The sequence below is a fragment of the Halomarina oriensis genome (genome assembly GCF_009791395.1).
GTDB lineage: Archaea > Halobacteriota > Halobacteria > Halobacteriales > Haloarculaceae > Halomarina > Halomarina oriensis.
In genome coordinates this window covers 102,510-123,338 of record NZ_WSZK01000017.1, presented here as the reverse complement: position 1 = coordinate 123,338, position 20,829 = coordinate 102,510, and the positions used below count along the sequence as shown (strand labels likewise).

Annotated in this window: 17 protein-coding genes and 1 pseudogene; 10 read left to right on the top strand and 8 right to left on the bottom strand. The window is 67.6% G+C overall.

Going from position 1 to position 20,829, the window contains the following annotated elements; translation table 11 throughout:
* Positions 1-20: 20 nt before the first annotated feature.
* The 5 genes from GQS65_RS11840 to GQS65_RS11820 all read left to right on the top strand — a co-directional run bounded on the left by GQS65_RS11840 (position 21) and on the right by GQS65_RS11820 (position 3,376).
* Positions 21-290, top strand: coding sequence for a hypothetical protein (locus tag GQS65_RS11840; RefSeq protein WP_158204852.1), 270 nt, complete (start codon positions 21-23; stop codon positions 288-290).
* A 151-nt stretch (positions 291-441) separates the two neighbouring features.
* The gene (locus GQS65_RS11835; RefSeq protein ID WP_158204851.1) at positions 442-807 is read left to right on the top strand and encodes a hypothetical protein; all 366 of its coding nucleotides are present in this window, start codon (positions 442-444) and stop codon (positions 805-807) included.
* Positions 808-939: 132 nt separating this feature from the next.
* Entirely contained in the window at positions 940-2,499 is a 1,560-nt protein-coding gene (locus tag GQS65_RS11830; protein ID WP_158204850.1) for a TrkH family potassium uptake protein, read from the top strand.
* 87 nt (positions 2,500-2,586) lie between these two features.
* On the top strand, positions 2,587-3,084 hold the full coding sequence (locus GQS65_RS11825; protein ID WP_158204849.1) for a DM13 domain-containing protein: 498 nt from the start codon (positions 2,587-2,589) through the stop codon (positions 3,082-3,084).
* A 22-nt stretch (positions 3,085-3,106) separates the two neighbouring features.
* Positions 3,107-3,376, top strand: coding sequence for a hypothetical protein (locus GQS65_RS11820; protein WP_158204848.1), 270 nt, complete (start codon positions 3,107-3,109; stop codon positions 3,374-3,376).
* 83 nt (positions 3,377-3,459) lie between these two features.
* On the opposite strand, the gene GQS65_RS11815 is transcribed toward GQS65_RS11820, so the two are convergent.
* Positions 3,460-3,591, bottom strand: a complete 132-nt coding sequence (locus tag GQS65_RS11815; protein WP_158204847.1) for a transporter — start codon at positions 3,589-3,591, stop codon at positions 3,460-3,462.
* 218 nt (positions 3,592-3,809) lie between these two features.
* Here GQS65_RS11815 and GQS65_RS11810 point away from each other — a divergent pair, with 218 nt between their 5' ends.
* Complete coding sequence (locus GQS65_RS11810) at positions 3,810-5,477, top strand: potassium channel family protein (protein ID WP_158204846.1); 1,668 nt, start codon at positions 3,810-3,812, stop codon at positions 5,475-5,477.
* Between the two features lie 15 nt (positions 5,478-5,492).
* Here the strand turns inward: GQS65_RS11810 and GQS65_RS11805 are convergent, their stop codons facing one another.
* The 4 genes and pseudogenes from GQS65_RS11805 to trkA form a co-directional block, all read right to left on the bottom strand.
* Positions 5,493-7,043, bottom strand: a complete 1,551-nt coding sequence (locus GQS65_RS11805; protein WP_158204845.1) for a TrkH family potassium uptake protein — start codon at positions 7,041-7,043, stop codon at positions 5,493-5,495.
* A gap of 112 nt (positions 7,044-7,155) precedes the next feature.
* A pseudogene (locus tag GQS65_RS11800) lies at positions 7,156-7,623 on the bottom strand (PrsW family glutamic-type intramembrane protease); the annotation flags it as partial.
* 22 nt (positions 7,624-7,645) lie between these two features.
* Positions 7,646-9,157, bottom strand: a complete 1,512-nt coding sequence (locus tag GQS65_RS11795; protein ID WP_158204844.1) for a TrkH family potassium uptake protein — start codon at positions 9,155-9,157, stop codon at positions 7,646-7,648.
* A 58-nt stretch (positions 9,158-9,215) separates the two neighbouring features.
* Positions 9,216-10,547 carry a Trk system potassium transporter TrkA gene (gene trkA, locus GQS65_RS11790; protein WP_368280095.1) on the bottom strand — a complete coding sequence of 444 codons (1,332 nt, stop codon included), beginning with the start codon at positions 10,545-10,547 and terminating at the stop codon, positions 9,216-9,218.
* Between the two features lie 145 nt (positions 10,548-10,692).
* Between trkA and GQS65_RS11785 the strand changes: the two genes are divergently transcribed.
* The 4 genes from GQS65_RS11785 (at position 10,693) to GQS65_RS11770 (ending at position 15,414) form a co-directional block, all read left to right on the top strand.
* The gene (locus tag GQS65_RS11785) at positions 10,693-11,103 is read left to right on the top strand and encodes a universal stress protein (RefSeq protein WP_158204842.1); all 411 of its coding nucleotides are present in this window, start codon (positions 10,693-10,695) and stop codon (positions 11,101-11,103) included.
* A gap of 42 nt (positions 11,104-11,145) precedes the next feature.
* Positions 11,146-13,413, top strand: coding sequence for an amino acid permease (locus GQS65_RS11780; RefSeq protein WP_158204841.1), 2,268 nt, complete (start codon positions 11,146-11,148; stop codon positions 13,411-13,413).
* Between the two features lie 106 nt (positions 13,414-13,519).
* Positions 13,520-13,855 carry a hypothetical protein gene (locus tag GQS65_RS11775; RefSeq protein ID WP_158204840.1) on the top strand — a complete coding sequence of 112 codons (336 nt, stop codon included), beginning with the start codon at positions 13,520-13,522 and terminating at the stop codon, positions 13,853-13,855.
* 236 nt (positions 13,856-14,091) lie between these two features.
* Entirely contained in the window at positions 14,092-15,414 is a 1,323-nt protein-coding gene (locus tag GQS65_RS11770) for a polysaccharide deacetylase family protein (RefSeq protein WP_233265119.1), read from the top strand.
* Between the two features lie 135 nt (positions 15,415-15,549).
* Here GQS65_RS11770 and GQS65_RS11765 read toward each other — a convergent pair whose 3' ends face one another.
* From GQS65_RS11765 to secY, 3 genes are all read right to left on the bottom strand, one after another.
* Entirely contained in the window at positions 15,550-16,794 is a 1,245-nt protein-coding gene (locus GQS65_RS11765) for an AI-2E family transporter (RefSeq protein WP_158204838.1), read from the bottom strand.
* Between the two features lie 155 nt (positions 16,795-16,949).
* On the bottom strand, positions 16,950-19,187 hold the full coding sequence (locus GQS65_RS11760) for an N-6 DNA methylase (RefSeq protein ID WP_158204837.1): 2,238 nt from the start codon (positions 19,185-19,187) through the stop codon (positions 16,950-16,952).
* 151 nt (positions 19,188-19,338) lie between these two features.
* Positions 19,339-20,817 (bottom strand): preprotein translocase subunit SecY, encoded by a 1,479-nt coding sequence (secY, locus tag GQS65_RS11755; RefSeq protein WP_158204836.1) that lies wholly within the window; start codon positions 20,815-20,817, stop codon positions 19,339-19,341.
* Between the last annotated feature and the right edge of the window lie 12 nt (positions 20,818-20,829).

Below are 20,829 nucleotides of genomic sequence, written 5' to 3'. Positions count from 1 at the left end.
GTGTAGTGGCGAACTGACGTATGGAGTTCCAGCGGCTCTACTGGCTCGGTTTCACCGTCGTCGGGTTCGTCATCTGTCTCCTCGGGAACCCCTCGGCGGGGCTTCCCACGACGGCGACCGGCGTCCTGCTGACGGCGATGGGAGCCGCGACGGTGGTCTCCGGGACCTACAAACTGTTCGTCGCCGAGGACCCCGGCGGTCCCACCGAACCGACGGTCGGGTCGGTCGCGCTACTGGTCTGTGCGGGCGTCGCGGTACTCGTCCTCGTACTGGAGGCGGCACTGGCGTGAGCGCCACGGCCGCTCCCCGACTCGGGTCCGGTGTCGTGCGTGCCCCGCCTCCCGGCCCTCGCGTAGGGACGGGCGACCGTGTGTGGCTGGCATCGGGGGGAGCGTCGAGCCACGAACGGCTTAACACCCAGGGAGCGAAACGGGTGGACACGTGAGCGACACCGCGACGACGCCCCACGACCGCCTCGTCCTGTTCGTCCGGACCGTCACGGCACAACGGACCGGCACGAGCGACGGCGACGAGGGCGTGGGCTTCGCCACCTCCGCGGGCCGACTGCGCTACGACGACCGGACGGTGGTGCTGGACTGTTCGTCCGACGAACGCGAGCGACTCGACGCGCTACTGGCCGAGTATCCCGTGTTCAAGGTGAAACAGCCGGAGACGCGGAAGGCCCCCGAGGGGACCGTCGTCCTCTCGGCTATCGCCGACGCGAAGCACCTCGGTGACTTCCTCGAATCGGTGTTCCGCGAGGTGTTCGGCGCGAGCGAGGACTACGAGTTGCGCGTGACCGAGTAGCCGGACTCCGCCGTCACCGTCCGATATCCCCGTGCTTTTGTGCGGACTCCACGTCCGTCTCGACAATGAGACGCGACTCGTCGGGCGGACTGCGACCCGACAGAACACACCGGCCGGTCGGGGAGGCCCTCGATGGGGCGTAACGGTGTGTCCAGGTTCCGGACCGTCGTCGACTACCGGACGAGTCTGGGTTTCCTCGGTCGTATCCTGAAGTATCTCTCGGTGACGCCGCTGTTGCCGCTGGTGGTCGCGGCCTACTACGACGAGGACCCGGTCCCGTTCCTCGTGGCCATCGCCGTGATGCTCGGTCTGGGGTTCGGACTCGAACGGCTGGACCCGGACCCGGACCTGGGCCACCGCGAGGCGTTCCTGCTGGTCAGCCTCACCTGGCTGGTCGTCCCCCTCGTCGGGACCATCCCGTACCTCGTCGCCGGACAGGGCACCGTCGCGGACCCGGTGAACGCGCTGTTCGAGTCGATGAGCGGTTTCACGACGACGGGGTCGACCGTCCTCGGCGACATCTCGTTCGACACCCACTCCAGAGCCATCCTGATGTGGCGACAGCTCACCCAGTGGCTCGGCGGGATGGGTATCCTCGTCCTGATGGTCGCCATCCTCCCCGAACTCTCGGTGGGGGGCGCACAGGTCATCAGCGAAGAGTCGCCGGGGCTGTCCATCGAGAAGCTCACGCCACGGATTCAGGACACCGCCCGTGCGCTGTGGGGCATCTACATCGGCTTCACGGTGCTCGCGGCGCTCGTCTTCTACACGCTCCAGGTGGTCGGTCTCGCCGACGAGATGACGTTCTACAACGCCGTCGCGCACGCACTCACGACGATGCCGACCGGCGGGTTCTCGCCGGAAGCCAGGAGCGTCGAGGCGTTCTCACCGGCCATCCAGTGGGCCATCGTCGTGTTCATGGTCGTCGCCGGGACCAACTTCGCGCTGTTCTGGTACGTCCTCCGCGGCCAGCCGAACCGACTCGTCGAGAACGTCGAGTTCCGGTCGTACCTGTTCGCCATGACCGCGGTCGGGACACTGCTGGCGGGGTTGCTGTTCAGCGGCCTCGGCCTCGCGGGCGTCCCCGAGAACGTGGCGACGATTCCGGGGAACCTCGAACCCGCACTCCGGCAGGCGGCCTTCCAGACCGCCGCCGTGGTGACGACGACGGGCTACGCGAGCATGGACTTCAACACCTGGGGAGAGTCCACACAGGTCGTGCTCCTGATAGCCATGTTCCTCGGCGGGTCCGCGGGGTCGGCCGCCGGGTCCATCAAGATCGTCCGCTGGGCGGTCGTCCGGCGGGCGATGACCCACGAACTGTTCACGACGGTCCACCCCGAGGCGGTCAAGCCCGTCCGGTACGGCGGGCGGGTCGCAGAGGACGACACCATCCGGAGCATCTTCGTGTTCGTCCTCGTCTTCGTGACGCTGTTCGCGGCCTCGACCGTCCTGCTCTACCTCGATAGCTTCCGGACGCCGGGCCTCGACCTGACGGCACTGGAGGCCATCAGCGCGGCCATCGCCACGCTCGGCAACGTCGGTCCCGGTGTCGGTGTCGTCGGCCCGATGAACAGTTTCCTCCCGTTCTCGGACGCCTCGAAACTCTACATGGTGTTCCTGATGTGGATCGGCCGCCTCGAAATCCTCTCCGTGCTCGTCATCCTGACGCCGTCGTACTGGCGACGATAGGACGCCGTGGCAGTTCGGTCCCAGCTTCGTCGGACTTCTGTTCGATTCTAGAAAACGGTCATCCCCCAGTGTCGCCTCTCCACTGGTATGAATCGTCGTTCGTTCGTAGTGCTCGTCGTCGTGGGAGCGGCCGTCCTCGCGCTCGCCGTCGGTCCGACGCTCGTCGAGATGTTCGCCCCCGAGCGGTCCACGACCGTCGCGGAAGCAGGTCCCGGTCCCGGTGCGGTGACGCTGGCGACCGGGACGTTCGAGGGGGCCGACGCCGCCCACGAGGTATCCGGAACCGTCTCGCTCGTTCGAGAGGGTGACACCCACTACCTCTACTTCGAGAACTACACCCAGACGCAGGGACCGGACGTGTTCCTCTACCTGACACCCCAAGGAGACCCATCGACGCGTGAGCAGGTGGCTGCGGGGGTGAAGGTACTCGTCGACGGTGGTGCGGACGGTGGCGAGTCGACGAAGGAGGGGACGTTCCGTCAGGAACTCCCCGCCGGCGTCGACCCGACGCAGTATCGGGGCGTCAGCATCTGGTGTGACGACTTCGGCGTGCCCTTCGGGTGGGCGACGCTCGACGCCGAGTGAGGAGCGACTCGGTGAGCGTCGAGTGCTCGTCGTCGGGGGGGTCCGGGGCAGCCGAGTCTGCGGCCCCTTCGACAGTCTCCGTGTAGCCGAAGCGACCCGCTACGACCGTCGTGCGCAGGATTCGGCCCACCGCGACGGCGGTTCGAACCACGAGGAAGAGACCACCGAGCGTGAGGAGTGCGAGACCGAACTGGTTCGTCGGCGGCACCGTGTCGAGTGGCGCTCCAGAAGCGAGTTCCGACCCCGCGAGGAAGAGGGCGAGACCGACCCAGAACGCTTCGTCACGCTGTGAGCGTTCGGCGAGCGGGAGCACGTGTGATGCGTTCGCCCGGCGAGAAAAACGCCTGCCGGGGGGTGGAGAGTGCCTCCGTCCCGCTACTCGACGAAGCTCCGATAGCCGACACCGGCGAGGATGAGGACGATGCCGATGATGGTGGCGATGGGCGGAATCGGGATGAACAGGAAGACGACACCCGCGAGGATGATACCGGTCGAGGTCTTGACCATACACCCCCGGTCGATAGCCTCCCGGTTATGGCTGGTGCCTGTCTGGACGACCGGGACCGGACGACCGGTGTGCCGGCGACAGAACTACGTCGCTCCTCCGGGTTCGACACACAAGCGATGAACGCTCCGACTCGATGGTCGTCAGTGTCGCCACTCGCCCCCAACGGTCGCTCGCGGAGAGACGGTCGAACCGGCCGCCGTAGCGCCCCGACCGGGCGATGAGTTCGGGGCGTCCGAAGGGGCCTCTTGAACAGCAGCTCCGACAGCTCCGGTCGATAGAGTCCCTCGCCGACCTCACGGGGCGACAACGGAAGGTGGTGAAGTTCGGTCTCGGCCTCGTCGCCGTCCTCCTGCTGTACGCCGCCGTCTACAACGTCGGGATGCGCACGCTGGAGGGCGACGATCACTCGTTCTTCCGGTCGCTCCAGACCGTCGTCGAGACGATGACGACGACGGGGTTCGGCGCGGACGCGCCGTGGAGTACCCCGTGGATGAACCTGCTGGTCATCTGGTTCCAGATATCGGGCGTCGTCATCGGCCTGATCACCCTTCGTATCCTCATCATCCCGCTGTTCGAGCGTGCGCCGGTCGTCCTCGACGAGCGACTGACGAGCAAGGACGACCACGTCGTGGTCTGTGAGTACGGCCGGGGGAAAGACGTGCTGCTCGACGAACTCGAAGCGACCGAGATACCGTACGTCCTCGTCGACTCGGACAAGGAGGAGGCCGTCGCGCTGTCGAACCGGGACTACCAGGTCATCGACGGCGACCCGACGGACACCGAGACCCTCGAACGAGCCTCCGTCGCCGACGCCGCGCTGGTCGTCACCGACGCTCGGGACCGCAACGCGAGCGTCGCGCTGACCGTCCGCCAGCGCAACGAGGACGTCCCGCTGCTCTGTCTCACGGAGACACCGGACCGTGGCGACGCCCTCGAACGACTCGGCGTCGACCGCGTGGTCTGTCCGTCCGCGCTCATCGGCCGTCGGCTGGCCGAGAAGGCGACGGCGGTCGACCCCGGGGCCGGCGACGCCCTCGGCGAGGAGGCGGTGGTGCGCGAACTCGTCGTCCGCCGAGGCCGGTCGCTCGACGGAGCGACGGTCGGCGAGACGGTCGCCGCTGCGGCCGAGCGACTCACCGTCGTCGCCGCCTGGGTCGACGGCGAACTCCGACTCCCTCCGGCCCCCGACACCCGTCTGACGCCCGACACCGTGCTCGTCGTCGTCGGTCCGCGCGACGGGTTCGACGGGATGCCGGCGACGGTGTCGGGCGTCCGGTCGCCACGACGCCACACGGACGTCGTCGTCGCCGGCCTCGGGGAGGCCGGTCGAACCGCCCTCGACAGCATCCCCGACGACGTGTCGAGGACGACCGTAGACGTCGACGACGGGACGGACCCGGACGTGACGGGCGACGTGGCCGACCGAGAGACGCTCGCGGAGGCGGGTATCGAGGACGCGAGCACGCTGCTCGTCGCCGTGGACGACGACGACACCGCGTTGCTGGCGACGGCGCTCGCCCGGTCGATGACGGAGGAACTGGAACTGCTCGTCCGCGTCACCGACGCCGAGAGCGTGCCGAAGGCGTTCGACGCGGGTGCGGACTACGCGCTCTCCGAGCAGCGCACGACCGCTCGGGCACTGGCGACGGCCGTCCACGACGACGCCGTCCTCCACCCGGTCGGGCAGGTTCGGTTCCTCCGGGTCGACGGGGAGCGCTTCGACGGACGGACGCTCGGCGAGGCCGGCGAGCGCTCGGAACCGGGGTCGGTACTCGTCGGCGTCCAGCGCGACGGGCGACTCCACACCGACCCCGGAACCCACATCTCACCGGGGGACGCGGTGGTCGTCGCCGGCGTCGACGAGGAGCTTCGGGCCTACGAGTGACGCGTTCCGGTGGCGTCAGGACCGCCAGTAGCCCGGCGTGAACAGCACGAGCACCGGGAGGATTTCGAGGCGACCGACCCACATCAGGAACACCATGAACAGCTTCGAGGCGTCGGAGAACTGCTCGTAGCTCCCGAACGGGCCGAGCGACCCGAACCCCGGCCCGACGTTCCCGAGGGTCGAGGCCGTCGCGCTCATCGCCTCCAGCACGTTGATGCTGTAGTCGACACGGCTCGCGTCGACGACGACGAACACCGTCCCGACGAAGAAGAGGACGAAGTAGAGGAGCGTGAACGCGAAGATGCCGCGGATGGCGCGTTCGTCGACGACCGACCCGGCGAGTCGAACCGGCGACACCGCCTCGGGGTGGACCGTCGTGAACAGTTCCCGGCGGATGGCCTTGACGACGACGACCCACCGGATGATCTTGACCGCACCGCCGGTCGACCCCCCCGACCCGCCGACGAACATCGTGAACAGGAGGAGGTACTTCGACGCCTCGCTCCACCCGGCGAAGTCGCTCGTGGCGTAGCCCGTCGTCGTCACGAGCGAGACGACCTGGAACGCCGCCTGCCGGAGCGAGTTCTCGGCGTCTCCCGGCACGACGCTCCCGAGTTCGAGACCGGTCGCGCCGCCGGTGAACAGCAACCCCGCGAGGAGAGCCGTGACCACGCCGAGGAGGCCGAGGTACGCTCGGAACTCCGTGTCCCGGACGACACGGCCCGGCGACCCGTTGACCGCTCGCCAGACGAGCGCGAAGTTGGTCCCGGCGACGACCATGAACGGGATGACCAGCCACTGCACCGCTGCGGAGAACGCCGCGATGCTGTCGGCCTCCGGCGAGAACCCGCCGGTCGGCATCGTCGTCAGACCGTGCGCGACGGCGTTGTAGAACGTCATGTTCGGCGCGAGGCTCTCGACCCCGACGAGCGGGGGGGCTGCGTGCAGGCCGTAGAGCAGGACGACTTCGAGCGCGGTGATGCCGACGTACGCCAGCCACAGCACGCGCGCCGTCTCCGCGATGCGCGGCGTGAGCTTCTCGATACCCGGCCCCGGCGCTTCGGCGTCCATCAACTGTGCGCCACCGACCGACAGTTCGGGGAGGATGGCGACGGCGAGGACGACGATACCCATCCCGCCGAGCCACTGGGTGAGCTGTCGCCACATCAGGATAGCCTTGGAGTGGTCGTCGAAGCTCCCCATCACCGTCGCGCCCGTCGTCGTGAAACCGCTCATCGACTCGAACAGCGCGTTCACCGGCTCGGCGAGCGTCCCGGTGCCCGCCAGCAGGTACGGCATCGTCCCGACGACGGCGACGGCCAGCCACGTCAGCCCGACCATGAGGAAGCCCTCGCGCGGACCGAGGTCCGGGTCCGGGTCCAGGCGCTCCAGGCCGTAGCCGACACCGACGACGGCGACGATGGTCGCCGCGAAGACGAGCACGTCGTTAGCGTAGTAGAGCGCCACCACGAGCGGGAACGCCAGCGGCACCGAGAGGTATCGCAGGACCGTCCCGACGAGACTGAGGCTCGCTCGCCACTCGACACGGAGCCGACTCCTGCTCATCGACGAGCCTCCGATAGCACACCCGAGCGTGCAACGGACGAGACATGAATCCACCGTCTTGGCGGTCGGTAGGTCGGGGACGCGTCGTCGACCACCTCTCAGAGGGGAGGTGCTACAGCGACTGGCCGACCTCTCGTTCGGGAGTCTCGGTCACGACCGATGGGCGGTGAGAGCGAATCAGCCGAACGAGGTAGACGAGGACCACGAGGTGGAAGACCAGAATCGAGAGGTAGGTCAGGAGGTTGACGACCGGTCCGAAGACCGAGGCGAGAATCGGGACGATGGCTATCGCCACGAAGTCGTACGAGCCGTGCAGGAGTGCAGCGATGAGGAGGCCCTTGACTACGAGCGGGCCGTAGTTGTCGGGGTTGAACTTCGCCATCCCGAGATAGAAGCCAGCGATGGCCGACCAGATGACGTGGCCCGGCCCCGCCATCGACCGAGCGAAGGTCGACAGGACCACTGCGCCGAGAACGCCGTCTCCGGACTGAATCGCCGCCTCCGCGCCTTCGGAGATGTAGATCATGTTCTCGATGGACGCGAATCCGAGTCCTGCGGCACGACACCACACCGAACCACACCAGCACCGACGACCTGTCGACTCACGACTCCCAGAACGACCGCGTGAGCAGTGCCAACACCGGGAAGATTTCGATGCGTCCCACCCACATCATCACGACCATGACGAGTTTCGTCGAGTCGGGGAACGGTTCGTAGCTCCCGTAGGGGCCGGCGAAGCCGAACGCGGGACCGATGTTGAGGAACGTCGAGGCGGCCGCGCCCATCGCGCCGAACTCCGTCACCTCGACGCCGGCACGCGAGGCGTCGACGACGACGAACACCGTCAGCAGGCCGAAGATGACGACGCTGACGAGGGTGTAGGCGTAGATGTCGCGGATGGTGTCCTCGTCGATGGCCGCCCCCGAGAGCCGGACGGGTTTGATGGCGCGGGGGTGGACGGCCGTGAACAGGTCGCGGCGGAACGTCTTGCCGACGACCAGCCAGCGCAGCGTCTTGATGGAACAGGTCGTCGACCCGGCCATCCCGCCGACGAACATCCCCAGAAAGAGGACGTGACGGGGGCCGGCCGACCAGAGGTCGAAGTCCACCGTGGCGTAGCCCGTCGTCGTCACGATGGAGGTGACCTGGAACAGCGTCGCCCGGACGAGTTCCTCGCCCAGCGGGTACTCCCCGTCGAGGACGAGCATCGCGCCGACGACGAGTGCCCCACCGACGACGACGCCGAGGTAGACGCGGAACTCCTCGCTGTCCCGGATGCGGGTGGTGTCACCCCGCGAGAGGTGATAGAGCAGGACGAAGTTCGTCGCGCCGACGAACATCCCGACGACGACGACCCACTGGACGGCCGGCGAGAACGCGCCGACGCTCTTGGCGTGTGGCGAGAACCCCGCGGTGGCGATGGTGGTCAGCGCGTGGGCGACGGCGTCGTAGAGCGTCATCTCGGGAGCGAGGTCGGGCACGCCGATGCGAGGGCCGAGCAGGTGGAGTCCGTACAGCAGTGCCGCGAGCAGCGCCGTCAACCCGAGGTACAGACCACCGAGCAGACGTGCGGTCCCCGCCATCCGTGGCGTGAGTTTGGTGACGTCCTGGGTCCGGGTCTCCGTCTCCATCAGTTGTGCGCCGCTCACGGAGAGTTCCGAGAGGAGACCGACCGCCAGCACGAGGATTCCGAGGCCGCCGAGCCACTGGAGCACCTGTCGCCACATCAGGATGGCTCGGCCGTGGATCTCGAACCGGCCGACGACCGTCGCGCCCGTGGTGGTGATGCCGCTCATCGACTCGAACAGCGCGTTCACCGGGTCCGCGAGCGTCCCCTGCCCGGCGAGGACGAACGGAATCGCACCGACGAGCGCGACGGCCAGCCACGCGCTCGCCACCAGCAAGAACGCTTCACGGGGGCCCGGTTCGTCGCGCTCGATTCGTTCGAGGCCGACACCCGCGAGCAGGGAGCCGGCGAACGGGACGAGAAACGGGACGAGCGGTTCGCTGTAGAACAGGGCGAGTGCCGCCATCGACGCGAGCGGGAGTGCGAGAATCTTCAGAATCGTGCCGAGGACGCTCACACTGGTTCGCCAGTCGACGCGGATGCGCATCAGCGGTCGCCTCCCGAGTCGGGGCGGGGCGACTCGTCGACGGGCGGGTCGGGGGGACTCACACCTGTGCGGCGACGGCGTCGATGTCTTCGGTGTTGACGAACAGGACGACGTGGTCGCCCGGTCGGATGACCGTCTCACCGCGCGGGGTGACGAGACTGCCGTCTCGAGTGATAGCGCCGATGACCGTCCCGGCGGGGAGGTCCGGGACGCTCTCGCGGATGGCACGGTCGGCGAGCGAACTGCCCTCGTCGACGGTCAGTTCGAGCACCTCCGCCCGGTCGTCCTCGATGATGGCGACGTTCTCGGCGCGCTGTTCGCGGGTGAACCGGGTGATCTCCTCGGCGACGGTCTCGCGGGGGTTGACGGCCACGTCGACCCCCACCGCCTCGAACAGTTGGACGTACGCACCGGTCTCGGTCAGCGAGACGGTTCGCTGGGCACCCAGTCGCTTGGCGAGGAGTGCGGCCAGCAGGTTCTTCTCGTCGTTGTCGAGCGCCGTGACCACGACGTCGGCGTCGCCGACGTGTTCGCGTTCGAGGAAGTCCCGATCGGTCGCGTCGGACTCCATCACCGTCGTCTTCGGCAGGTCCTCCGCGAGCTGTCGCGCTCGCTCGCCCTCCCGCTCGATGAGCCGCGGTCGGAAGCCGCGCTCTTCGAGCAGTCGGGCGGTCTGGAACCCGACCTCGCTCCCGCCGACGATGACGATGTCGTCCGGGCCGGCAGAGCGCGGCGAGAGGTCGGCCGCGAACTCGCGGACGCACTCCGGAGAGCCGATGACGATGACCTCGTCGTCGGCCCGGATGTAGGTGTCACCCGACGGGATGACGAACTCCTCGTCGCGGACGATGGCGGCGAACGTCAGCGAGTCCCAGCGGTCGGCCTCCGCAACGGTCTGGTCGGCGACGGGGCTGTCGACGGGCACCTCGAACTGTGCCATCCGGACGGCCCCGCCGGAGAACGTGTCGACGTCCTGTGCCGCGGGGAGGCCGATGAGGCGGACGACGCTCTCGGCGGTCAACAACACCGTACAGACCATGAAGTCGATGCCGAACGCCCCGTCGGCGTTACGCCACGTGTCGAGGTACTGGGTACCTTTCACCCGGCAGATGGTGAACGCGTCGCCGAGCGTGTCGGCGGTCCCGCAGGTGACGATGTTCGTCTCGTCGTCGTCCGTGCTGGCGATGACGAGGTCCGCGTCCCCGATGCCGGCCTCCTGGAGCGTCGTCCGGTCGCCCCCGTCGCCCTCGATAGCCAGCACGTCCAGTTCGTACGTGAGGTCGCTGACACGGTCGGGGTCGATGTCGACGACGACCACCTCGTGGGTCCCGCAGAGACTCGCGGCGATACTCGACCCGACCTCTCCTGCACCGACGACGATTATCCGCACACCACACCCTCCTCGGTCATACCACAGACCAGAGCCTTCCGGTCTAAATCCGTTTTCATCACCGGGGCGTAGAACCACCAACCGTTTTGCCACTCGACAGAGACGTTGAGAGCATGAACACGTTCGAGAACGGCCCCGGAGAGCCATGAGTCTCCTCGGTCACGTCGTCGTCCCCGTCGCGGACGCGGACGACGCACGGGCGACCGCCCGTGCACTCGCTCCCTACACGCCCGACGCGGTGACGGTCCTCCACGTCGTCGAGAAGGGCGAGGGCGTTCCCGATAAGACACCCGTCGAACAGAGCGAGTCCATCGCCGCCGACGCGTTCGACGCGTTCCACGAGACGTTCCCCGACGCGACGGCCGAGGTCCGCTACGGCAGGGACGTCGTGGCGACGGTGCTCGACGCCGGTCGTGACCTCGACGCGACGGCCGTCGCCTTCCGCCCGCGTGGCGGGTCGCGGTTCGTCCAACTGCTCAGCGGCGACCGGACGCTCACGTTCGTCACCGAGAGCGACCTGCCCGTCCTCGCGCTTCCCGGTGGTTCGGATGAGTGACCGGAGACGGGAGAGGGCGCACGACGGCCGGGGAGGAGTGGAATGACCGACGACCAGGAACTCGCCAAGGACCTCGGTCCGCTGGCGGCTCTGACCATCGGTGTCGGGACGATGATCGGTGCGGGCATCTTCGTGTTACCGGGGCAGGCCGCCGCCGCGGCCGGACCGGCAGTCGCGCTCTCGTTCGTCGCCGGCGGGGTCATCTCGCTGTTCACGGCGATGTCCGCGAGCGAACTCGGGACGGCGATGCCGAAAGCCGGCGGGAGCTACTACTACGTCAACCACGCGCTCGGCCCGCTGTTCGGCTCTATCGCGGGGTGGGGCAACTGGATGGGCCTGGCGTTCGCCAGCGCGTTCTACACGCTCGGGTTCGGCGAGTATCTCGCCACGTTCCTCCCGATTCCCGACGTCACGACGACGGTCGGCGGACTGGGGACGGTCGGCCTGACGTCGTTTCAGGTCGGAGCACTGGCCGCCGGCCTCGTCTTCATCGGCGTCAACTACGTCGGCGCGAAGGAGACCGGGCGACTCCAGACGATAATCGTCGTCATCCTGGTGGCCATCCTGACGCTGTTCTCGGTGCTGGGCTTGCTCCAGGCCGACCTCACGACGCTCCGGCCGTTCTTCCCCGAGGAGACGGGCGGTGCGAGCGCCATCCTTCCCGGCACGGCGCTGGTGTTCGTCTCCTTTCTCGGCTTCGCGAAGATCACGACCGTCGCCGAGGAACTGAAGAACCCCGGTCGGAACCTCCCGCTGGCGGTCATCGGGAGCGTCGTCATCGTGACGACGATGTACGCACTCATCATGGTCGTCCTGATGGGGGTCATCAACTGGAAACAGCTCGCACCGGAGTTCACGACGACGCCCGTCCTCGACGTGGCCGACGTCGCGTTCGGTGCGGTGGGTTTCGCCGCCGTCGGCATCGGCTTGCTGACGTTCGCGGGCCTGCTCGCCACGGCGTCGAGCGCCAACGCGAGCATCCTCGCCTCCTCGCGTATCAACTTCGCCATGGGCCGTGACCGACTCGTCACGCCGAAACTCAGCGACGTCCACCCGCGGTTCGCCACGCCGTATCGCTCCATCGCGGTCACGGGCGTCATCATCGTCGCGTTCATCCTCTACGGCGACGTGAAGACGCTCGCCAAGGCCGGGAGCGTCCTCCACCTCATCGTCTACGGCCTGCTCAACCTCGCGCTCATCGTGATGCGCCAGTCCGACAGCCCCGAGTACCGACCGGAGTACACCGTGCCGCTCTACCCGCTGATTCCCATCCTCGGTGCGGTCACCTCGTTCGGTCTCATCGCGTTCATGGAACCCATCGAAATCACGCTCGCGGTCGGGTTCGTCGCGTTCGGTATCGTCTGGTACTTCGCCTACGCCCGCTCGAAGACCGACAAGCGCGGCATCCTCGCGCAGTACGTCCTCTCACAGCCCGAACGGATGCCCGACGCCGCCGTCGACGCCGCGGGCGCGGTCCAGCCCGACGGTGGGGAGTTCCGCGTGATGGTCCCGCTGTCGAACCCGTCCAGCGAGACGGACCTCGTGACGCTCGCCAGCGCCATCGCCAAGCAGCGTGGCGGGACCGTCGTCGCCACCCACATCGTCACCGTCCCCGACCAGACCGCCCTCCAGTACGGCGCGGACCACGTCGACGAACTCGACGCGGACTCCGCCGAACTGCTCGAACGCGCCCGCGAGGACGCCGAGACGTTCGGCGTCCCCGTCGAGACCCACACCGTCATCTCCCACCGCGGGTTCGAGGAGGTGTTCGACGCCGCGAACATGTACACCGCCGACCTCGTCGTGATGGGCTGGGGGCCGGACCACGGCTCGCCCGGCCGCGCGGAGGGGGCGTTCGACGACCTCACACAGGACGTCCCGTGTGACTTCCTCGTCCTCAAGGACCGCGGCTTCGACCCGGACCGCATCCTCGTTCCCACTGCGGGGGGACCGGACTCGGACCTCTCGGCGCGCATCGCCGTCCTGTTGCGCGAACAGTACGGCAGCGAGGTGACGCTGCTCAACGTCGCCGACGACGCGGCGACCGGTCGGGAGTTCCTCGAATCGTGGGCCGACGAACGCGGCCTCTCGAACGCGAGACTCCAGGTCGAGACCGGTGACGTCGAACGGGCCATCGAGCGAGCGGCCGACGACGCGACGATGCTCGTCGTGGGAGCGACCGAACGCGGCCTGCTCCGCCGACTCGTCACCGGGTCGCTGGTGATGGACGTCGTCGAAGACGTGGACTGTTCGGTGTTGCTCGCCGAACAGCGCCGCGACCGGACGCTCCGCGAACGACTGTTCGGCTGAACGGGAGTCCCCCGTCGTTCTCACGGGTGGGCTGGACGGCAAGCCACCCGTCAGACACACATCGAGTTCCCGAACACTCATTACAGTAGACAACAGTGTGACTCGTGTGAGCGAACTGCCCTGCGTCTCGTGCGACACCGACATCCCCGCCGAGGCGTCGAACTGTCCGCACTGCGGGCAGCGACAGTTGACCCGAACGACGGCTATCACCTACGTGGCCGTCGCCCTCCCCGTCGTGTTCTGCTCGGTCGGTCTGGCGCTCGTCCTCGGCGTCCCCGGCGTCGTCGACGCCACCGTCGGGGCCACCGGTCTCGTCGCGTGCCTCCTCGTGACCTACTGTCTCACCGGCCTCGCACTGGGCCACGCCTACGCGAAACGACAGCGGCGCATCGATGCGGCCGCACCCACACCCGCCACGCCCGCCGACGAGAACGCACAGTGACTGGTAGTCACCCACTTACGCCCGGTGACACGTCAGTTTCGTCGCCCGGTCGAACGGTTCGACGCTCGAACGGTGTGCTCACGGGCGACTGACGGAAATCCATCGCGTTACACGACTCTCTGTCACTCGGATGTCTATGTCGCCCCCTATTCTCGTCGGCGCGACGAGCGGTGGACGAAACGGGTGGCTTAGTGAGGTTCTTACCAAGACCGTTCGGTGTCTCCGTAGTGACAGAGATGGCACCAAACAACCACGTGCGTCGTCGTGCGTTCCTCGGCACCGTCGGCGCCGCGTTCGTGGGCCTCGCTGGCTGCTCCGGCAGCCCCGACTCCTCCCAGACCGAGACGGAGACCGGTACTCCCACACCGGCCCCCGAGACGACGACCCCCCGACCGACCACGACGAACACGACAGAGCCACCGACGGAGACGCCCGCCCAACGGGGACCCCCGGAGTGGGTCGCCGCCGCCGGCGAACTCTACGACGACTTCGCGCTGTTCGACCAGAACTGGCGTGTGGACTCGGGGGCGGCGTCGCTCGTCGAAGGCGAGGGGTTCGGTGGCCACCCCGGCGTCCGCATGGAGACGAGCGACCGTGGCCTCGCTCGCATCGAGCGCAAGTACTGGCAGCCACAGGACTTCTCGAACACCGAGTTCTCCTTCGCGGTGAAGATCGAGGAGACGACCGAATCCGCCGCGACGGTGACCCTCCAGCTCCAGGACATCGAGGGGCGGGAGATGAACCACACCGACGAGATACCCAGTGCCGCGACCGGCGAGTGGGTCCGAATCGACGCCGGAACGACCGACGCCGACCGCTTCGACCTGTCGCAGTTGACCCACGTCCGCATCGAGCACTTCGCCCGCGACAGCGGCGAGACGACGCTGCTCGTCAGCGACGTCCGCACCCACCCGGCCCGCGAGAAGGGCGCGGTGGTGTTCGCGCTGGAGGACGACCACGAGACGAACGTCACGCTCGCCGCCCCGGTGTTGCGCGAGGCCGGCTACGCCGGCGGCGTCTTCGCCTCGCCGGACCGACTCGGGAGTTCCGGTGAGTCCTCGGTCGAGGACTACCGCACGCTCAGCGACGCCGGCTGGGACATCGGCGTCAACACGCTGGGTCACAACAGCCTCTCGTCGTACGGGAGCGACGAACGGGCCGCCGTCGAGGAGGCTATCGCGCGACTCCAGTCGAAGGGGTTCGACGGTGCGCTCAACGTCTTCAGAGCGCCACACGGCGACTACACGGCCGCGACGCTGGGCTACGCTCCCGACCTGTTCGACATGACGTTCACCGGCGTCGGGCGGTCGGCAGGCACGAACTCGGCCATCAGCGACCCGCGGACGGTCCTCTCGCTCGACGCCGACGACTTGGAGAAAGCACGGACGGCCGTCGAGGCGGCCGCGACCCACCGCCAGACCGCGGTGCTGTTCTTCCACGCCCGGCACATCGAGAGCCGAGAGGCGTTCGCCGACCTCGTCGGCCGCGTGCAGCGCCTCGAATCCGAGGGGGCACTGGAGGTGCTCACCCCGACGGAACTGGCCGCACGGACGGTCTGAACGGGACTCCGGACGTCGACGCGCTTGCCGAGCGTCCACACGAGTGCGACGAGCGTCCCCCTCGGTAGCGGCTGTCGGCGACATCTATCCTGCGACGACGGCCCGGTACGTCACGACCGGTCGGCGGGATTCCACTCAGGACTCGGAGGTGTCGGGACCGACCGGGTCGTCGGGAGCGGTCCTCGGCCCGGTCGCCTCGGGGTCGACGTGGACCGTCGGCTCGTCGGGAGGCGGCGAAGACGAGCGGTCGACGCGTCCGGGGCCGGTCCACGTCGGGTCGGCCAGCCACGGCGCGACGACGCGGGCGAACTCGAAGCCGAGGACGAGGACGAGCGGGCCGAGGAAGATGCCGTACCAGCCGAACAGCAGCGGACCGAAGATGTACGCGAGCATGATGGCCCCGATGTGGACGTTCCGCCCGCTGACGAACGGCCGGAGCAACTGGTCGGGAATCCAGTCGACGACGACGACTGAGACCAGCGAGAACACCGCGACGAACCAGAGCGTCGTCGGAGCCGTCGTCACGGAGACGACCGCCAGTACGAGTGCGAGGGGCACCCAGACGAGTTTGATACCGACGACGGGGATGAGGCTGGCGACGCCCGCGAGCAGGCCGAACAGCGTCGGCTGTGGAATCGTCACGCCCGCCGGCGCGACGAGGTTGAGCAGGTTGAACACGACCGCCGCGAGCAGGCCCGTGAACGCCGCGTTGACGATGTTCCCGAAGTAGATGCTCCGCAGGTCCTCGTCGACGACGGCGACGTACCGCTCGACGACGCTGTCCTCGCGGACGAACGTCCCCCGTGCCCACGCCACGATGCGGTAGTCATCACGCAGCAGGTAGAAAGAGAGCACGACGACGACGAACGCGTGGAGGCCGGCGTTCCCCAGCAGACCGAGCGACCCGAGCGTGGCGTCGACGACACCGCCGAGCGTCCCGTTGGTCGTCAACTCCTCCAGTCTGCTGGGGTCGGCGACGACGACGGTCACGAACGCCTCGACGCCGCCGGCGACCAGCGAGACGGGGAGGTACGGTTCGAGAAACGAGAGGGCAGCGCTGGTCCGGTCGGAGGTCAGGAACGTCGATAGCTCCATCAACGCGACGGCGAGCGTGTACGCGAACAGCAGCAGCGACGGGACGACGAACACAAGCAGGGCGACGGCAGCGGCGACGGTCCGCGAGGCGACGTACTCACACACCCGCTCCATCACCGGTCGTGTCGCGTAGTAGACGAACAGTCCGAAGACGAATGTCCCGACGTAGCGCCAGGCGACGAACGCGAGCGAGACGGCGAGCACCACGGCGACGACCCAGAGGGTCAGTCGCTCGCGGTCGATACGGCCGGAGACGCCGTCGATAGTTCGTATTCGCCCACTCATGTCTCTACTGGCCGTTCCCGAACGATAATCCTGTCGCGCTGCCGTCCGGTCTCGGGAGTGTCACCCCCCGTGACCTGCCGCCACCAGCAAGGTCGTGTTCGTCCGGTCGGACACGCCGCCGGTTCGTGCCGCCGCCGGACCCGGACGTGGCCCGGTTACGGGTCGATGGAGGCGAGGGGACGGCGTCCGGTCGCGGGACCCGACGACCCCTCCGACAGCATCGACTCGACCAGTTCGTCGATGTCGGCCTGAACCGTCGCTAACTCCTCGACAGTCCGCTCGTTGTACGCCCGTTTGCTGACGTCGATGTATCGCGGGACGATGTCGTGAGCCGCCATCGAGAGTTCGGCGAGTCGTCGACTCTCCTCGGTCTCCTCGTAGGCCGGGAGTTCGAGCCTGGAGACGACGGTCTTCGAGAGGCTAGCCTTTCCTCGGGAGGCGATACCGCGAAGCGACCGCTGGTAGACGGCCGAGTTGAGCAGGCCACAGAGGAAGTGTGCCTCGTACTCGTCGTCCGTCGAGATGAACATGAAGTGGTCGCCGGGGACGACCGGTTTCTCCCCGAGCGTCTCGTCGTCGACGGTGCCGACGACGGCGAAGTGCGGCTTGAACCCGAGCCGACACCAGACCACCTTGTAGTCCGACCAGGTGTACTCGCCCAGTCCGAACACGTTGTAGAACGTCCCGCTCTGTAGCCACGTCGACGCCCGGTCTTCGAGGGCCTCCCGACGCGAGTCGAGATACTCGTAGGTCTTCGGGCAGCCGTTTCGGAGTTCGGCCTCGTTGTCCTCGTTGGCCTTCGCCATCGGGACGAGGTGGAGGTCGTGGCCGAACAGCCCGTACTTCACGACGTGTTTCGACCGTAGATACGGGTAGACGTGGTCGTGTTCCAGTTCGTCGAGGCGGCTCCGGTCGAGGCTGTAGACGTCCTTCGCGTCGTCTTTCAGCCCGTGTCGAATGTCGTGAGCACACTCCCCGAGCGCCCGTCGTTCGGCGTCCGCCCTGAGCCACGGGGACGACGGGTCGTCGGCCTCGACCGGGACCATCGGCGTCTCCTCGTGGGGCAGCGTCTCTCGCATCGCGGCGGCCGAGGAGAACTCCGGGTCGCCGTCCGCTCGTCGCCACGTGTCGGCGTCGATGGGGAACGTGGGGGCGGTGTCGGCACGCAGAGTGTAGACCGACGCGTGCGCACCCACTTCGTCGCCGAAGGGGCGCAGGTCGGTGAAGTCGTGGATGTGCGTCACCGCGACCGGACGCGAGTTCACTCGCTGGCTCCTGAGCAGTCGCCCGGCTGGCCCCTTCACGATGTCGCGTTTCAGGACGAAACTCGCGTCGCCGTCCTCGGCGAGATAGCGGTGGATGCAGACCCAGACGAACGGGACGGAGACGTCGTCGTTGGCGTATCCCAGTCTGGCTTCGGCCCCGTCGTGTGGGAGCAGGTTCAACCGGTCGACGTACCGCTCGCGCCAGGCGTCTCGAACCGATTCGGAGAGGTTCCCCCACGTGAGCCACGGCGGGTTCCCGACCAGGTGGTCGACGCGCAGGTCGAGCGTCTCGCCGCCGAACCGAATCTCGTCGTCTCTCATCAGTCCGAGCGAGTCGGTGAGGAACACCGGGAGCTCCAGTCGGTCGACGTCCGCCTCGTCGAGCACCGGCAGCAACGAGAGGAGGTAGCCGAGTTTGGCGCTCTTGACGGCGACGGGGTTCAGGTCGACACCGAACACCGTGTTCGTGACGACGTCCACGAGCGCCTCCGGACCGAGCGTTCCGCCGAGCGCGTCGCGTTTCGCGTCGATACACGTGGCGAGGAAGACGCCCGAACCGCATCCGGGGTCGAAGAACGTCTCCGACCGGTAGTCGGCGACGTCGAGTTCGGCCACGGACAGTTCGGCCACCCCCCGTGGCGTGTAGTACTCGCCGAGTTGCAGGCGCAGGTCGCGGGGGACGATGCGTTCGTAGAGTCGCCGGAGGAACTCGACGTCCCCGGTCAGCAGGTCCGCACGCGTGAGAGACGCACCGACGTCCCACTCGGTGGCGTCGACGTCGACGACCGCCCGGTGAAGCTGCTGGAAGTCGACGGAGAGGGCGTCCGTGTTGTAGTTCGCCTCCCGATTGACGAGTTCGAAGTCGAACTCGCGTTCGGCGAACTCGACGATACCGTCGACGACGAAGTCGTAGTAGAGCGCGTCGACGAACAGGCGAGTGCGCGGGTCCTCGACCGCGAGTCCGTCGAAGACGTCACCGTGACTCCCGACGAAGAAAGCTTCCCACTCCGCTTTCGCCGCCTGGACGTCGTCGTCGTCCGCTAGCCGGTCGACCGCGTTCGACGTGTACCGCTCGTAGTGGTGACTCTCTCTCCCCCACCTGTCGAAGACGGATACGTGTTCGTTCATATCGTGACTGTCGTGGGTCGTTGCACCTGCTTTCCCCCGCCCCGGCTATACTCTTTCGAGAACCCGTTCGCACGGACGGAACTCACCGCGCGACCGGCCGACCGAGAACGGTCGGTCGACGAGTCGATGCGAGACGAGTGCCGACGGGACGTCAGTCGGCGCTGCCGAACACCTGTCGCATCATCGGGTGCATCTCCATCAACTGCTCCTCGGCGATCTCCTCGTACAGTTTGTACGTGATGGAGACCGTCAGCAGCAGGCCCGTCCCGGAGACGGTGCCGATGGTGCCGAGCATGTTCGCCGCGACGGCGAGCAGACCGACGAGCGCACCGCCGATGACCGTCACCTGCGGGATGTATCGGGCGAGCACCTTCTCCATGACCTGCGGGTTCTTCCGGAAGCCGGGGATCTGCATCCCGGAGTTCTGTATCTGCTGGGCGGTGGCGTCCGGTCCCATGCCGGAGGTCTCGACCCAGAACACCGCGAAGATGGCCCCGCCGATGACCATGAACGTCAGGTCGACGCCGATACGGAGCAGGATGTCGAGGGTGTCCGTCCCGATGGCCCCGACCCAGTCCTGTGGCGTGTAGATGGGTGCGAAGTAGTAGAACAGTCCATCCGTCGGGACGAACCCTTGCTGGGTCTGCTGGTACTCACCGAGCCAGTTGGGCATCCCCGACCCGAGTTGCGACCGGAGGATGCGTCCGAGGAACTGGATGTTCGCCTGCAGCGCGCGGACGAGAATCATCGGCAGGACGCTCGCGTAGATGAGCTTCACGGGGAAGCGTCCGCGTGCGCCACGGACCTTCGCGTGGCTGAGCGGAATCTCGACGCGGACGGACTCGGCGTAGACGACGATACCGAAGATGAGCAGCGTCGTGATGAGCGCGAGCAGCTGGCCACCGCCGGAGCCGAAGATGAACTGCAGTCCCTCGAAGCTGAACAGCGCCGGCGTCTCGGTGTTCCCCATGAGGATGTTGGCCCACGCCTCGAAGAAGCCGGTGCGGTTCGTGAGACCCGACCAGCCGAAGAACCCGCCGATGAGTCGCTGGCTCACGCCCGCGACGATGAACAGGCCGACACCGGAGCCGACCCCCCACTTCGAGATGACCTCGTCCATGAAGAGGATGAGGATACCGCCGATAGCGATCTGCGCGAAGATGAGCCAGCTGACGCCGACGAGCGGGACGCCGAGCTGCTGGGCGAGCTGCGGGCTCGCGGGTAGGAAGTTCCCGAAGAACACCAGCGGGATCCCCGTCAGGAAGATCATCACGACGACCAGGAGCTTCTGGAGGCCCTGATACAGCGCCTGGTCACGCGGGTCGTTCGTGTCGAGACCGAGGAGGTCCGCCCCGCCGAGCAACTGGAGGACGATGCTCGCGGTGACGATGGGACCGATACCCAACTGGAGGATGCTCCCCTGCCCGCCGGCGAGGATAGTTCTGAACTGCCCGAAAGCGTCGGTACCGACACCCTGTAACCCGAAGACGACGACGTTCGTCAGGAAAAAGTACAGCACGAGGACGCCCCCCGTCCAGGTCAGTTTGCGCCTGAACGGGACGTGACCCTCCGGGCGGGACACGGTGGGCATCCGCGTGAGTACGGGTGCGGCGGTCTCCTTCCAACTCATTCTGACGCAGGC